General features: G+C 66.5%; 13 protein-coding genes. 10 read left to right on the top strand and 3 right to left on the bottom strand.

Features of this window, described 5'->3' with window-relative positions; translation table 11 throughout:
- Positions 1–9 precede the first annotated feature (9 nt).
- Complete coding sequence (locus GFY24_RS26005) at positions 10–612, bottom strand: NADPH-dependent FMN reductase (RefSeq protein WP_309231334.1); 603 nt, start codon at positions 610–612, stop codon at positions 10–12.
- A gap of 150 nt (positions 613–762) precedes the next feature.
- Here GFY24_RS26005 and GFY24_RS26000 point away from each other — a divergent pair, with 150 nt between their 5' ends.
- The 5 genes from GFY24_RS26000 to GFY24_RS25980 all read left to right on the top strand — a co-directional run bounded on the left by GFY24_RS26000 (position 763) and on the right by GFY24_RS25980 (position 5,780).
- On the top strand, positions 763–1,929 hold the full coding sequence (locus GFY24_RS26000; RefSeq protein WP_153807717.1) for a lipase family protein: 1,167 nt from the start codon (positions 763–765) through the stop codon (positions 1,927–1,929).
- Between the two features lie 205 nt (positions 1,930–2,134).
- Positions 2,135–2,581, top strand: coding sequence for a metal-dependent hydrolase (locus GFY24_RS25995; RefSeq protein ID WP_153807716.1), 447 nt, complete (start codon positions 2,135–2,137; stop codon positions 2,579–2,581).
- 33 nt (positions 2,582–2,614) lie between these two features.
- Positions 2,615–3,493, top strand: coding sequence for a metal-dependent hydrolase (locus tag GFY24_RS25990; protein ID WP_153807715.1), 879 nt, complete (start codon positions 2,615–2,617; stop codon positions 3,491–3,493).
- Entirely contained in the window at positions 3,490–4,539 is a 1,050-nt protein-coding gene (locus GFY24_RS25985) for a 2Fe-2S iron-sulfur cluster-binding protein (RefSeq protein WP_153807714.1), read from the top strand. The genes GFY24_RS25990 and GFY24_RS25985 overlap by 4 nt, the downstream gene beginning before the upstream one ends.
- 35 nt (positions 4,540–4,574) lie before the next feature.
- Positions 4,575–5,780, top strand: coding sequence for a serine hydrolase domain-containing protein (locus GFY24_RS25980; RefSeq protein WP_153807713.1), 1,206 nt, complete (start codon positions 4,575–4,577; stop codon positions 5,778–5,780).
- A gap of 85 nt (positions 5,781–5,865) precedes the next feature.
- On the opposite strand, the gene GFY24_RS25975 is transcribed toward GFY24_RS25980, so the two are convergent.
- Together GFY24_RS25975 and GFY24_RS25970 are read right to left on the bottom strand one after the other, a co-directional pair.
- Entirely contained in the window at positions 5,866–7,068 is a 1,203-nt protein-coding gene (locus GFY24_RS25975; protein WP_153807770.1) for an amidohydrolase, read from the bottom strand.
- Between the two features lie 29 nt (positions 7,069–7,097).
- Positions 7,098–8,336 (bottom strand): MFS transporter, encoded by a 1,239-nt coding sequence (locus GFY24_RS25970; RefSeq protein WP_153807712.1) that lies wholly within the window; start codon positions 8,334–8,336, stop codon positions 7,098–7,100.
- Positions 8,337–8,386: 50 nt separating this feature from the next.
- Here GFY24_RS25970 and GFY24_RS25965 point away from each other — a divergent pair, with 50 nt between their 5' ends.
- The 5 genes from GFY24_RS25965 (at position 8,387) to GFY24_RS25945 (ending at position 14,214) form a co-directional block, all read left to right on the top strand.
- On the top strand, positions 8,387–9,475 hold the full coding sequence (locus GFY24_RS25965; RefSeq protein ID WP_194853027.1) for an Lrp/AsnC family transcriptional regulator: 1,089 nt from the start codon (positions 8,387–8,389) through the stop codon (positions 9,473–9,475).
- Positions 9,476–9,836: 361 nt separating this feature from the next.
- Positions 9,837–11,531 carry a thiamine pyrophosphate-binding protein gene (locus GFY24_RS25960; RefSeq protein WP_309231333.1) on the top strand — a complete coding sequence of 565 codons (1,695 nt, stop codon included), beginning with the start codon at positions 9,837–9,839 and terminating at the stop codon, positions 11,529–11,531.
- On the top strand, positions 11,528–12,187 hold the full coding sequence (locus GFY24_RS25955; RefSeq protein ID WP_153807709.1) for an SRPBCC family protein: 660 nt from the start codon (positions 11,528–11,530) through the stop codon (positions 12,185–12,187). The genes GFY24_RS25960 and GFY24_RS25955 overlap by 4 nt, the downstream gene beginning before the upstream one ends.
- A 2-nt stretch (positions 12,188–12,189) precedes the next feature.
- Positions 12,190–13,200 (top strand): 3-oxoacyl-ACP synthase III family protein, encoded by a 1,011-nt coding sequence (locus GFY24_RS25950; protein ID WP_153807708.1) that lies wholly within the window; start codon positions 12,190–12,192, stop codon positions 13,198–13,200.
- A gap of 9 nt (positions 13,201–13,209) precedes the next feature.
- Positions 13,210–14,214, top strand: coding sequence for a histidinol-phosphate transaminase (locus GFY24_RS25945; protein ID WP_153807707.1), 1,005 nt, complete (start codon positions 13,210–13,212; stop codon positions 14,212–14,214).
- The last annotated feature ends 13 nt before the right edge of the window (positions 14,215–14,227 follow it).

Raw genomic sequence — 14,227 nt, 5'->3', positions numbered from 1 at the left:
ATCAACTGGTCAGGCGGTCTTCTCGCGTACATGCGCGGCAATGGCGGGCAGTACCAGGCTCAGCTGTCGCCGCACCTCACCATCCGCGACGAGGCCGTCCTCGCCGACCTGCTCGCGCAATACGGTAATGCGCCCGCAGGCCGCCTCGGCGATATCGGCACTGACGTAACCCAGTACGGTGCACAGGGTTTCGACGGCGGCTTCACCGCGTCCCGGATAGGCCACATTGGTCCACGCCACCGGCTTGTCCACCAGATCTCCGGTGCCGACCGTCCATTCCAGGAGGTTCTTGAGGCTGCCCGGGATCATGCCCGCGTACTCGGGCGTGCAGATGAGCACCGCGTCGGATTCACCCAGTTGCTTGCGCAGTGCCTCGACCGTCGCGGGTGCCGGGTCGTCACCGGGTACGAATTGCGGCAGTTCGACGAGTCCGTCGTAGAGCGTCGCGGTGATATCGGCCGGTGCCTCGGCGGCAATGGTGCGCAGGGCGGCGGTATTGGTGGAGCTGTCCCGGGTGCTGCCCGAGATCAGCAGTATGCGCAGGGGTGTGGTCACCCTGCGGGCAACGCGGCGCGGCACGCTGGTATTTCGCGGCGGTATACCCAGTCCCACCGAGTGGGAGCGAATGGTGCATAACCTGTTACTTTCTCTCATTTTCTGTATTGTGGCGGAATGCCGCGCTGTCCCGGAGAGCGATAAACGCTCGGATTCGATTGTGCGATAACTGCATAGCGAATGTTTGTGAAAGAAGGGCAGGCGACGATGACTGCGTTCACCAACCGCTTCGATGAGGCGGCGGCTGGTGCCGGAGACTCCACGACGGCGTACGGCGGGCTGGGCCCCGGCCGATTGCTGGCGGTGGAGCCCATGACGGCATACCTGCTGCCCGGAGTGAAACTGCCCGCCCGCGCCTGGCGGATCAGCTACACAACGACCACCGGGTCGGGGGAATCGACGCAGGTCACCGGCACGGTGCTGGTGCCACGCGAACCCTGGCGGGGTGAGGGTTCGCGTCCGCTCATCGGATATGCCGTCGGCACGCAGGGTCTGGCCGGCACGATCGCCTCCGCCTCCTGGCAGCTGCGCTTCGGGCTGGAGTACGAATCGCTCTTCATTACCGCGGCGCTGCGGCGCGGGTGGGCGCTGGCCATTACCGACTATCCGGGATTGGGCAATCCGGGCGCGCACCCGTATGTCATGGGGCGCTCGCTCGGCCCGGCCGTACTGGACAGCATGCGCGCCGCGCGCCGCCTGCCCGCCGCCGACTTGGATCCGAACGGTCCGCTCGGGATCTACGGCTACTCCGAAGGTGGTTGTGCCGCTGGGTGGGCGCTGCAATTGCAGCCGAGCTACGCGCCGGATCTCCCGCTGGAGGGTGGTGTGGTCGGCTCCGCGCCCGCCGATCTGGAGGACATGATCTCCTTCCTGGACGGCAGCCCGTACGCGTTCCTGCTGTTCTACGGTGTGCTCGGCCTGGATGCCGCGTACCCGGAACTCGATGTGCTGCAATACCTCAAGCCGCAGGGCCGGGCGATCGCGGCGATTTTCCGCCGGACGCACGCCCTCTCCGCGGCGGTGCTCGGCATCGGCCTGGGCGCTTTCGTGCCCAAGAAGGTCTCCGCCTACTGCCACCGCATGCCATTCGAGGTACCGGAGGTCCAGGCGCGCCTGCGCGAGAACCGGCTCGGCGGTATCGCCCCCGGCACGCCGGTGCTCGTCGCGGGCGGCACGGCCGAGCAGATCATTCCGTATCCGCAGGCCGTCCGGCTCGCCGAGGACTGGAAGGCTCTGGGTGTCGATGTCACCATGCTCTCCATGCCCCGCCGCGAACACATCACCGGCGGACTGTCCTTCGCCCGTCCGGCGCTCGACTTCCTGGCCGAGCGATTCGCGGAGTCCGGCCGAGTCGCCCTGCGCCGCGGCGCCTGAACCTCGCGCGCGCCACCCGAGAGGCGAATAGCGCCGATCCGGACGGCGCTGCGGTGGAAGGCATTGCGCCCCAGGCGAAGTTGGTGAGCTGCTCGGCCGGTTCCGTTGCGGTGCACCCCTTGCTTGCTGTCTGAGACAATTCTACACTGGCCTTACATCGAACATCGGGTATCAGGTACCGGGTGTTGCACCAAGGGTGGTTGGGATGACAATTGCCTCAGCAGCCGGTACCTATCCGAAGGCCCGGCGGATCAGATTCCGCTTCGACCAACATGATTCGAACGACAAGTACTTCGTCGACGGCGATATGGTCTTCAGCCATTTCGTCGCCGGACTCTCCGGCGGCTTCCCGCCGGGCGAGGAATCCTTCATTCGCTCGGTGCGCCGAGTGGCCGGGCGCGTCACCGATCCACTGTTGAAGAAGCGGGTCACCGGCTTCGTCGGCCAGGAGGCCGCGCACGGCCTGGAGCACCGAAAACTCAATGCGAAGCTCATCGAAATGGGTTCTCTCATAGCGTGGATCGATACCGAGCGTGCGCATGAGCGCATGCTCGCCATCGAGGATCGGCTCTCCCCGCTGGCGCATCTGGCCGCCACCGCGGCGGCCGAGCATTACCCGGCGGCGAATCCGGTGTCCTGGTCGACCACTTGAAATAACACAACTCCATCGAGAAAGGACCGACCAATGACGATCGGTCAGGACACCAAGTCCCTCACCCCCTACCCCAAGGTCCGGCGGATGCGATTCCGGTTCGGGCAGCCCGAACCGATGACGCATATCTTCGCCGAGGGCGATATTCCGCTCACGCATCTGATCGCCGTGCTCTCGGCCGCGTTCCCGCCCGGCGAGGAGTCCTTCATTCGCTCGGTGCGCAAATTCTCCGGTGAGATAACCGATCCCGTACTCGAGAAGCGGGTGGCCGGCTTCATCGGTCAGGAGGCCGTGCACGGGCAGCAGCATCGCGTACTCAATGATCAGTTGATCGAGCTCGGTTTCCCGATCGTGCGGCTCTTCACCTTCGAACCCGGCGCACCGCGCGAGCGGGCGGTGATCACCGTGGAGAATCTGGTGCCCCGGCAGGTACATCTGGCCTGCACCGCGCTGGCCGAGCACTACACCGCGACGCTCGCCAAACGTGTACTGGGAACACCCGAAATCCAGCTGCTGCCAGGCGATCCCGAGGTGCTGAAGCTGCTGAACTGGCATGCGTTCGAGGAGCTCGAGCACAAGTCGGTCGCCTTCGACGTCTACCGCGCCACCGGTGGTTCGGAAGCGGTGCGGATCGGGCTCATGGCGGGCAGCTACGTGCTCACGATTCCGGTGGTCGGGCTCGGGGTGTTCGCCTCCATTCTCAGCGACCGCCGCAGCTGGCGGCCGATAACGGTTGCGCGGCAATCGGTTCGGCTGGTGCGCGGGCCGATTGTGCGGGGCCTGCTGCGTGAGATGCGGCCGTACATGCGGCCGGGCTTCCATCCCGACGATATCGACACCGGTGCACTGCTCGAACGCTGGCGGCTCGAATTATTCGGCGCGCAAGGCGAACTCGTCGATCGCCTCGGATGAGTGCGCGCGGCCACCGGATCAAGGTGCGTGAGGTTGTCAGCGAGACCGCCGAGACGGTCTCGCTGATCTTCGATATCCCGCCGAATCTCAGCCGCCGATTCGCCTACTTCCCAGGGCAATTCCTGACCCTGCGGGTGCCGAGCGAGCGCACCGGATCGGTGGCGCGCTGCTATTCGCTCTCCAGCAGCCCGCACTGCGGCGATCGGCCGACGGTGACGGTGAAGCGCACGCCGGGCGGGTATGCCTCCAATTGGATTTGCGACAATGTGGTGGCCGGATCGATTCTCGAGGTGCTGGAACCGGCCGGAAACTTCGTGCCGCGCAATTGGAATCGGGATCTGCTGTTGTGCGCGGCGGGCAGCGGAATCACCCCGATCATGTCGATTCTCAAATCGGCATTGAGTACGGGCAGGTCGAGAGTCGTGCTGCTGTACGCCAATCGCGATCGAGGGTCGACTATCTTTGCCCGGCAGCTGCGAGAGCTGGTGCGGCGGTATCCGCGGCGGCTCACGGTGTTGCACTGGCTGGAATCCGAACGCGGGGTACCCACCGTGCGGGGGCTCGCCGGACTCACGAAGCCCTATCGCGGATATGAGGTATACCTTTGCGGCCCAAGCGGTTTCGCTCTGGTAGCCGAGCAGACTATGGCACAATTGCGGGTGTCCGCGCGCGCTGTACACCGGGAGGAGTACCGCTCGCTGACGGAGAACCCGTTCGAGCAGCCCGCACCCGCTCCGATGGTCACCACCGCCGTCCGCCCCGCCGTCGATACCGCCAGTGTGCGGGTCGATATCGACGGCGAGACCCATCGGCTGCCGTGGCCGCGCGGTAAGAAGCTCCTGGATCTACTGCTGGAACACGGTATCGACGCGCCCTACGTCTGCCGGGAATCCGCCTGTGGGACATGTGTTTGTCGCGTGGAACGGGGTCGGACGCGCATGCTGGTGAACGAGGCCCTCATCGACGAGGAACTCGCACTGGGACTCACTCTCGCGTGCCAGACCCTGCCCGAATCCGACGACCTGCACATCACCTTCGATCAGTAAACGCCCGAACCGGCCCGACAATGAGGTTGCCCGCCATGCAGACTCTGCCCGAAGGAATCCGCGGCTCCGCGGACCCGCGCTTCGCCGCCCCCGTACGCGCCTTCTCCCGCCTGCTCACCCGCTATGGGCGCACCGGGGGAGCGCTGTCCGTGCACCTGAGAGGTGAACCGGTGGTGCAGGTCTGGACCGGTACGGCCGATGCGGCGGCCGAGATCCCCTGGGAGCGGAACACTACGGCGCTCACCTTCTCCACCAGCAAGGGCATCACCTCGCTGGTCGTGCACCGCCTGGCCGATCGCGGACTACTCGACTACGACGCCCCGGTCGCGGAGTACTGGCCCGAATTCGCCTCCGGCGGAAAGCGCTCCATTACCGTGCGCGATGTCCTCGCGCATCGTGCGGGGCTCTCGGATCTGCGTCGTGTGCTGCGGGAGCCCGGCGATCTACTCGATCACGTGCTCATGGAACAGCGCCTGGCCGCTGCCACCCCCGATTGGACCCGTGGGCTCCCCGTGTATCACGCGGTGACATTCGGCTGGCTGCTCGGCGGGCTGTGCCGCGCGGTCACCGGTCGTGACATGTCCGAGCTCTATCGCACCGAACTCGCTGAGCCGCTGGGGATTACGGGGCTGCACCTCGGCAGGCCCACCGATAACACCCCGGTCGCCGACCTCGTCGGCCCCAGCCTCGCTCTCACCGGAACCCGTCTGGGCAAACCGATTACATCTGCTGCCGCCCGAGTCCCCGTGGTGGGCAAGATAGTCAGCTCCATGCTCGTCAGCGGTGCCGAACAAGCCCTGAGCGGTCCGATCCCGGAACTCTCCTATTCCGAAAACGGCGCGGCCACCGGCGTATTCACCGCCGATGCCATAGCGAGCGTCTACGCCGTTCTGGCGAATGACGGCAGCTGCGGCGACACCCGCCTACTCTCCGCGCAGACCACCCGAGCCCTGATCCGCTCCACCAACACCAGCCCCGACCCGAACCGCCTCACCTTCTGGCACCTCGGCTACCACCCGTTCCCTACCGTCGGCGCGCCCCGGGCCCTCGGCCACATAGGTCTCGGCGGCTCCGGCGGCTGGGCCGATCCCGACTCCGGCCTCTCGGTGGGCTTCGTGCACAACCGCCTCGACCTGGTCCGCCTACCCCTGGACATGACCCTCATGTCCCTACTGCTGCCCTCGGTCACCCGAGCCGCCGCCACCGCGCACCGCGCCGAAAAGGCCACCCGCGCAGCCTGATCCCCCGCAGCCTCGGCGTGCGGAAAGGCAGGACCGGGTAGGACGACCCGCGCCGACCCCGCGGTACCCGGTCCTCCTGGACCTCCTATGACCGCGCGAGCTCCGCCCGCGCAGCCGTCACCATTGCCGTGATCATCGCCGGCAGCGTCTGTCCCGGATCCGGTGCGAAGCGCGGCGAGTGGTTGGACGGGAACCGCGGCGGAATCGTGTGCTCGGCGAGCATCAGCGCCTGATCCGCCTCGGTGAACCGCGCCGCATCGATCCCGCCGATATGCCAGAACACCGACGGACACCGCGCAGCGGTCCCGAACGCACCGAAATCCTCACTGCCGGTGAGTGGATTGGTCAGCGGCATAACCGGAATCCCACCCTCGGTGAGCGTCGCCATGATCCGCTCGGTATCGCCCTCGGTATTCACCGTGACCGGGAAATGGTCATAGGGCGCGAACTCCGGCGGAACCGGCGCACCCGCCGCTTCGGCCTCGGCCTGTGCGAGACGCGCGATATCCTCGAGCATGCGGTCCCGCGTCGTATCGCTGAAAGTCCGTAGCGTGAGCAGCAATTCGGCGGTCTCGGCAATGATGTTCGGCCGCGTACCCGCGTGCAGTGACCCGGCCACCAGCACCGGCCCGGACGGCACCGCCGCCTGCCGCGCGGTCAGCGACTGCATGCGCACCACGAAAGAGGCCGCCATGAGCAGCGGATCCACCGCCAGATGCGGTTGCGAACCGTGCCCGCCGCGCCCGGTGAACTTCACCCGAATGGAGTCCGAGGCCGCCATGATCGGCCCGCTCTTACTGATCGCGAACCCGGCGGGCAGCGGCGCCACATGCTGGCCCAGCACGATGCCCGGCTTCGGAAAGCGTTGCAGCAGTCCGTCATCGAGCATGCGCTGTGCGCCCGCACCGGTCTCCTCGGCGGGCTGGAATACCGCCACCACGGTGCCCGCGGGCCGATCGGCGGACAGCTGCGCACACGCCGCGAGCAGCGCCGCGACATGGGTATCGTGCCCGCAGGCATGCATGACTCCCGCTGTGCGCGAGGCGTATTCGAGCCCGGTCTCCTCCTGCACCGGCAGCGCGTCCATATCGGCGCGCAGCCAGATGATCGGCCCGGGACCGCTCTGTAGTACGCCGACCACGCCGGTCCCGCCGACTCCGGGGGTCACCTCCCAGCCGTCGAGTGCGCGCAGCTCCTCGGCCACCAGGCTCGCGGTGCCGTGCTCTTCGCCGGACAACTCGGGATGCGCGTGCAACTGCCGGTAGACCTGCTGCCAGTGTTCGGTCATCGACTGTGCCGCAAGGGTATCGGTCGTGGTCACGTGAGACTCTCCTTCGTTGGTTCGGCCGTGGGGACGCGACGGGCCACCTTCGCCCGGAACTCCTCGGCGGTCTGCGGGACCAGCGACGCCGCCACAATGCTCAACAGCGGGCCGACGGCCATGGTTTCGAAAGCCGTTGTGTAAGAGACATGATCGGTCACCACCCCGAAGATCAGCGGGCTCAGCACACCGGCGAGCTGACCGCCGAAGATGATCACACCACTGGCCGCGCCCATATACGCGCTGCGCAACGCCCGCAGCGGTACCGAGAACGCGGACATGAACGCCATTCCGGCGGCCAGGCTCATGGCCGTGCCGACGAGCACGTACAGCGGAAACGGTTGCATCCGTGGCAGTACGAACAGCATGACCGCGGTGAAGGCCATGGTCGGGACCACGATCGCCCGCGGCCGCCCGCCGAGCCGATCGGACAAGCGCGCACCCAGCACCACACCCGCGCCCGCCGCCAGGGTGGACGGCACCGCCGCGATGGCCACCAGTGTCAGGGACAGTCCGCGCTCCTCGTGCAGGAAGGTTGGCGTCCACGCGGTCACACCCCACACCAGCACGTCATAGCCGAAGAAGATCGCGGCATAGCCCAGCAGTGCGGGGGAGAACAGCACCGCCCGCCGATCGGCCGCGGACACCGCCTCATCCTCGGCGGTCACATCCCGCGGCAGTGGTTCGGGCATCCACCGCCGCCACGCGAGAATCACCGCCACACCCAGCACGGAGATGAGCGCGAACATGATTCGCCACCCCACCGTCGGCAGCAGGATTCCGGCGATGATCGCGGCGGCCAGAATGCCGACCGCGTTCGAGGAGTTGGTCCAGCCGGTCGCGGTGGTGCGCTGCTCCGGTACCGAGCGTTCGGCGAGGGCCTTCACGGCCGCGGCCGGGAAGACGCCCTGTACCAGTCCGAACAGGAATCGGATGCCCAGCAGTACCGCGAAAGACCATGCGACGGCGGTCAATCCGGTGAAGACCGACCAGGCGACCAGGCCGATGGTGCCGACCTTCAGCGCGCCGTAGCGGTCCGCCAGCAGCCCGCCCGGCACCTGCACAATCGCGTACGCGAGAAAGAACACCGAGATGAGCAGACCCTGCTCGGTGTGGTCCAGGCCCAGATCGCTCCCGATATCGGGCAGCGCGAAATTGATCACGGTCCGGTCGATGTAGTCGACGACCCAGGCCGCGAACAGCAGCATGACGGTTATCCGGGTGGTGCGTGGCATTCCTGCCCCTTCACAGCGTGGAGGCGTGGCGAAATGCCACAATGGCCCCCATGGTCGAGGATATGGCGGAATCGCGGGATATCGCCATTTCTGATGGGCTCATGCCGGATTCCGCCACCGGTGCGGCGGGATTCGGCGAGCCGGATCTGGATCTGGTGAACGCACTGCAGATCGATCCGCGCGCGTCCTGGACCAGGATCGGCGCATCGCTCGGGGTGGACGCGACGACGGTCGCGCGGCGCTGGCAGCGACTCACCGACAGTGGGCTGGCATGGATGACCGCGTATCCGCCGGGGCTCGCGGTCCTGGGATACCTGCGATTGCACTGCCGGGCCGATGCGGTGCCGACGCTCTCCGAACGGGTCTGTGCCATCGACTGCGTCTTCTCGGTGGAGCGCACCAGCGGGCATTTTCAGTTGAATCTGTCGGTGGCCGCCGAAGATGCCGCGGCGCTGGATGATCTGGCGGTGCGCGTGCTCGGCCGACTGCCGGGGGTGCTGGAGGTCGATGTCTCGGTGGGTATGCGCCTCTATATAGAGGGCGGGCATTGGCGGCCGGGCGCGCTCGATCCGGCGCAGCGCACCCTGCTCGCCCAGGACCGTCGCCTGCCACCGCCCGTACCGGATCGCCCGCGCGCCGGGGATCTCGAACTGATGCTCGCGCTTTCGCCGGATGGGCGGCGCAGTGCCGCCGAACTCGCCCAGCAGACCGGACTGAGTGAGACAACTGTGCGCCGCCGTCTCGCCGATATGACGAGATCCGGTCGATTGCAGATTCGCTGCGACTTTGCCCAGCAGTCCGCCGGGTGGCCGGTGAATATCAACTACTGGATACGGCTGCCCGCCGGTGAACTCGACGCGTTCGGTGCCGAACTCGCCCAATGGCCCGAGATCCGGCTCTGCGCCGCCACTACCGGTGCCGGCAATGTGCTGGTCATCGCCTGGCTGCGCTCGCAGCACGAATGCATCCTCCTGGAAAACCGTCTGCTGCAAAGCTTTCCGAATCTGCACATTACCGAGCGCCAGCTGACCCTGCGCGCCCTCAAACGTATGGGCAGACTCCTGGCACCGAACGGCTCGGCGGTGGGGTGCATCCCCTTCGGCATATGGCCGGCGCCGACCCCGAGCGGCTCGAGCTAGCCCCTCCTTCATTCCGCAATTCGGTGCGCCGGGATGACGAAGGGTTGCGACGAACGCGGCGCACGTCGATGTGCGGGCGCCCAGCGTATTTCGCGTGCCGTTGAACCACCGCGCCATCCGCATCGTTGAACCTGTTGAGTTGATCGCGGTCCGCTTTGCGGGCGAGATGCCGATTCGAATGTCGCCGCATTCGGCTCGGGGCTCCGCCGGGTCACCCGGCGGGGCTTCTTCGCGGCCAAAGTCGCTGGGTACCAGCACTTTTCAAGCAATCATGTGACCTGGGACACGTTGTCTGGGACGGGTCGCCGTGGATACATTGTGGACGATGTATCGTGGGCTATGTAATTCGAAACGGGGGATAGTGAGCGAACGCGGAGCGGCCGCACGCACCGTCGCGGACGTCATCGTCACGCGGCTCGGCGCGTACACCGATCACCTCTTCGGTGTGGGCGGCGCGAATATCGAAGATCTCTACGATGCTGTCCAGCGCCACCCGGATCTGCTCACCGGCATAGTCGCCAAGCACGAATTCGGCGCCGCCACCATGGCGGACGGGTACGCCCGCGCCACCAATCGGCTCGGTGTGGTCGCCGCCACCTCCGGCGGCGGGGCGATGAATCTGCTTGCGGCGCTGACGGAGTCGTACGACTCACGAGTGCCGGTAATCGCCCTGGTCGGCCAGCCGCCGATCGGGCTGGAGGGTCGCGGCGCGTTCCAGGACACCAGCGGTGGGCCGGGACGCCTCGATGCCGAGCGCATCTTCGGCGCGGTCAGCCGCTCCTGCGTGAAAGTGTCTCGGCCACAGGATATTCACGCCGAGCTGGAGTGGGCCATCGAGACCGCGCTGGCCGGTGGACCGGCGGTGCTGTTGCTGCCCAAGGATATTCAGGCCGCCATCGCTCCCGGTGGCGGCTTCCCCACGCACCGCGAGGCCGATCACGTTCCCGAGCCGTGGCAGGTCGATGTACGGGCCGCGGGACTGCTCGCCGAGGCCGTCGAACTCCTGGCCACCGCTGCCGGGCAGGGGCCCGCGGTGATTATCGCCGGGCCCGAGATCGCCCGCGCGGATGCTCGCCCCGAGCTCGCGGCGCTGGCGGTGGCGCTGGATGCCTCGGTATTGGTCACCCCCGACGCCAAAGATGCCTTCCCGAACCGGCATCCGCGCTTCGCCGGTGTCACCGGCATCATGGGGCATCCGCACGTGCCGGGTCTCATCGCGGAAGCTGCGGTGTGCGTCCTGGCCGGGACGCCGTTGTCGCTGACCGCGCGTGCGGGACTCGACAGCGCACTGGCCGCATGCCCGCGTGTACTGCACCTGGGTGTGGACGAGCCGTTCGTTCCGGTCCGGGTCCGGGTGCCCAGCTCACTCCGGCGTCGCCTGATGGAATTGTCCGCTCGTGCCTCCCGGCCGGGATTCGGTGCGGCACAGTCGAATCGGCAGGCGCTGCCGGAACTGCTGCCGCCGCCCGCAACTGGACCCGGCGTCCGCTATCGCGCTGCGGTACAGGCTATTTCGACGCATCTGGAGCCCGGCACGGATGTGGTCGCCGACGCGGGCAATACCGGTGCGGCGGTGGTGCATTACCTGCCGGTCCCCGACGATGGCCGCTTCCTCATCGCCCTCGGCATGGGCGGTATGGGCTACTCGTTCGGCGCCGGTATCGGCAGCGCGCTCGGCCGTGGCCGCCGCACCTTCGTAATCGCCGGGGACGGTTCGTATTTCATGCACGGCCACGAGGTGCACACCGCCGTCGAACACCAGGCCCCGGTCACCTTCGTCATCTTCAACAACAATGCGCACGCCATGTGCGTCACCCGCGAACAGCTCTATTACACCGGCGATTACAGCTACAACCGCTTCCGTCCGGCGGAGATCGGCGCGGGCGTGGCGGCCATGTTCCCGCAGCTGCCCGCCTACACCGCGACCACCCTCACCGAATTCGAGAACGCCCTGGACAAGACCCGCGATGAAGCGGGTCCCGTCTTCATCGAAATCCGCTGCGACCCGGATGAACTCCCACCCTTCGCCCCCTTCCTGAAGGAGCCCCTCGCATGACCGACACCGTCAAAGCCGAACCGGTCGAGGTACCGCATCTCGATGTCCCGGGCGTGTACCGCATCGAGACCATGACCCTCAAAGAGGGCATGCCGATGGTCCTGGATATGACCCGCGCCGTGTACCCGCATGACGAGATCTTCGGCGAGTACTGCACCGTCAACGAGTACATCGACGCACCTCCGGATGAGGTGTTCGAATACCTCTCCGATACCCGCAGCCTGTGCGAATGGACCTACAGCATGCGGGGTTTCGAGCGCACCGACACCCCGGACCTGTGGGTTTCGGACGATCGCATCGGCTCGCACACCCGCATCTACACCCGCACGGTCTCCAGCCGTGAGACCCGCACCGTCGATTACCACTGCGCCTGGGATCAGGGCGAACACCTGTGGATGATCTACCTCATGCGCGTGGTGGACGCGCAGATGGTGCTCGGCAAGCCGGGATCGGTTGTGCTGTGGACCAATTGCCACCACCCGTTCTACGACGAGAACGGCTATCCGGAGACCGAGCCCGAGGGCCGTCCGGTATGGGTCGGTGATTTCTGGCATCTCTTCGCCGCCGGGCATCTGCTCGAACTACGCAATCTCAAGGCCATTTGCGAACACCGGCATGCCGGTGGGCTGCCGATCAAGCCGGAATGGATGGACTGAATATGAGCACCGTCAGCCTGCTCGACGTCGCCGGGTATCTACCCGAAACCGTTGTTCCCGCAGACTATTTCGCGCAGTACGCGGATGCGGAGGACATCACCTCGAACATCATGTTCAAAGCACCCAAGTTCCGGCATCACGTCGCAGCGGGGGAGTCGGCCGCTGATATGGCCGAGCGCGCCGTGGCACCGCTGCTGGATCGGCACGGCCGGGATGTGTTGCGCGATATCGATGTTCTCATCGTGCACACCCAGCTGCCCGAGACCGCCATCGTCGGCAATGGTGGTGAGGTCGCCGCGCGCCTGGGCATCAACCCCGAATGGCTCATCGATCTGCACAATGGCGGTTGCGCGGCATTCGTGCACGCAATGAAGCTGGCCCGGCAGATTCTGGTCAGCACCGATGCCAAGGCCGCGCTCATCGTCACCATTCAAAATGCGGCCGGGCAGGTCTTCACCCAGCCGCAGGTGCGCGGAAAACCGCAGGCCGCCATACCCGGTGACGGCGCGGGCGCGGGGCTGCTGGTGAAATCCGCGGTGTCGCCCATCCTCGATATCGAGACCCGGCATCTTCCCGAGTTCGCGGGTCAGATGACCGTGCTGGCCGATCCGCCGCGCAAATACTGGGAGGCCGGGCTCGGGCAGATGCATATCGGCTTCACCGAATCCAAGATCGCCAAGGTGCTGGGGCGGGGCAATCGGATCGTGCCCGAGGTGGCTGCCACGGTGTGCAAGCGGATCGGCGTCGCCTCCAACGACCTGGATCTGCTGGTCACCAATCAGCCCAATCGCGCGTTCCTGCGCAATTGGCGGGATGCGCTGCAGCTACCTCGGGAGAAGCATCCGGACACCTTCGACGAATGCGGAAACCTTTTCGGCGCGGGCATTCCCGTCACCTTCGACCGGGCCGTCGACGAGGGCCGAGTCTCCGCCGGATCGCTGGTGATGTTCGCCGGTTTCGCGCACGCGGGCGACTTCGCGGCCGCCGCCGCGGTGCGCTGGGGCGGACGCTGAGGCGCGACGATGTCACCCCTGGCCCGCCTCGGGCATCAGCTGCAACTCAATGAAAACCCCTACGGGCCACCAGTTTCGGTGCGTGAGGCGCTGTCGCGGGCGCTGTCCTCGGCCAATCGCTATCCCGAATTCCTGCCGCAGCGGCTACCCCGGTTGATCGCCGAACGCCTCGGCGTCGAGCCGGATCTGATCGTGGTCGGAGCCGGGGCGACCGGCGTGATCATGCATATCGTGCAGGAATTCGGTTCCGGCGGCGCGGGTGTGGTGATGGCGACACCCACCTTCGACGGGTATCCGATCCTGACCACCATGGCGGGTGGGCGGCCGGTGACGGTACCGCTCACCCCGGACGGGCGGCAGGATCTGGACGCGTTCGTCGACGCCATCGATGAACGAACCCGGCTGGTGGTGCTCTGCAGTCCGCACAATCCGACCGGAACCCTAATCACGCCAAGGGAATTCGAGAAGTTCCTGCATCGGGTGCCCGCAACGGTCACCGTCGTGCTGGATGAGGCGTATGTGGACTTCGTGGCGGACGAAGACCGTATCGAGGCACTGGCATTGATCGAACGGCATCCGAATCTGCTTGTGCTGCGTACCTTCTCGAAGGCGTACGGGCTGGCGGCGCTGCGGGTCGGGTACGCGGTCGGCGTACCCGAGCTGATCGATCGAATCGCCCGGTGGCAGTTGCCTTTCGGGATGAACGCGCTCGCGGAGGTCGCCGTGCGCGCCTGCTATGCCGCCGAGGCCGAGATCGAGGCCAGGGTGGAGATGATCGCCGGGCATCGGTCTCACCTCACCGCCGGACTGCGTGAGCTCGGTCTGTCGGTGCCGGACAGCTACGCCAATTTCTCGTATCTGACGCTGCCCGAACCGGATATCGACCGGATGGCAGCGGCCCTGGCGGGGGCGGATATTCACGTCAAACGCTATCCGACCGGCATCCGTATCACCGTCGGTGATGGGGCCGCCACGGACGCCGTTCTCACCACCGTGCGCAGTACAGTGCAGTAATGTCAGAAAATCC

It is taken from the genome of Nocardia sp. SYP-A9097, from assembly GCF_009649815.1.
Lineage (GTDB): Bacteria > Actinomycetota > Actinomycetes > Mycobacteriales > Mycobacteriaceae > Nocardia.
This window is presented reverse-complemented; position numbering and strand designations above follow the sequence as displayed.

Coding starts and splice junctions, on each gene's coding strand:
- GFY24_RS26000 (WP_153807717.1), top strand. CDS start 763: ATGACTGCGTTCACCAACCGCTTCGATGAGGCGGCGGCTGGTGCCGGA.
- GFY24_RS25990 (WP_153807715.1), top strand. CDS start 2,615: ATGACGATCGGTCAGGACACCAAGTCCCTCACCCCCTACCCCAAGGTC.
- GFY24_RS25965 (WP_194853027.1), top strand. CDS start 8,387: ATGGTCGAGGATATGGCGGAATCGCGGGATATCGCCATTTCTGATGGG.
- GFY24_RS25985 (WP_153807714.1), top strand. CDS start 3,490: ATGAGTGCGCGCGGCCACCGGATCAAGGTGCGTGAGGTTGTCAGCGAG.
- GFY24_RS25995 (WP_153807716.1), top strand. CDS start 2,135: ATGACAATTGCCTCAGCAGCCGGTACCTATCCGAAGGCCCGGCGGATC.
- GFY24_RS25955 (WP_153807709.1), top strand. CDS start 11,528: ATGACCGACACCGTCAAAGCCGAACCGGTCGAGGTACCGCATCTCGAT.
- GFY24_RS25950 (WP_153807708.1), top strand. CDS start 12,190: ATGAGCACCGTCAGCCTGCTCGACGTCGCCGGGTATCTACCCGAAACC.
- GFY24_RS25980 (WP_153807713.1), top strand. CDS start 4,575: ATGCAGACTCTGCCCGAAGGAATCCGCGGCTCCGCGGACCCGCGCTTC.
- GFY24_RS25975 (WP_153807770.1), bottom strand. CDS start 7,068: ATGACCGAACACTGGCAGCAGGTCTACCGGCAGTTGCACGCGCATCCC.
- GFY24_RS25945 (WP_153807707.1), top strand. CDS start 13,210: ATGTCACCCCTGGCCCGCCTCGGGCATCAGCTGCAACTCAATGAAAAC.
- GFY24_RS25970 (WP_153807712.1), bottom strand. CDS start 8,336: ATGCCACGCACCACCCGGATAACCGTCATGCTGCTGTTCGCGGCCTGG.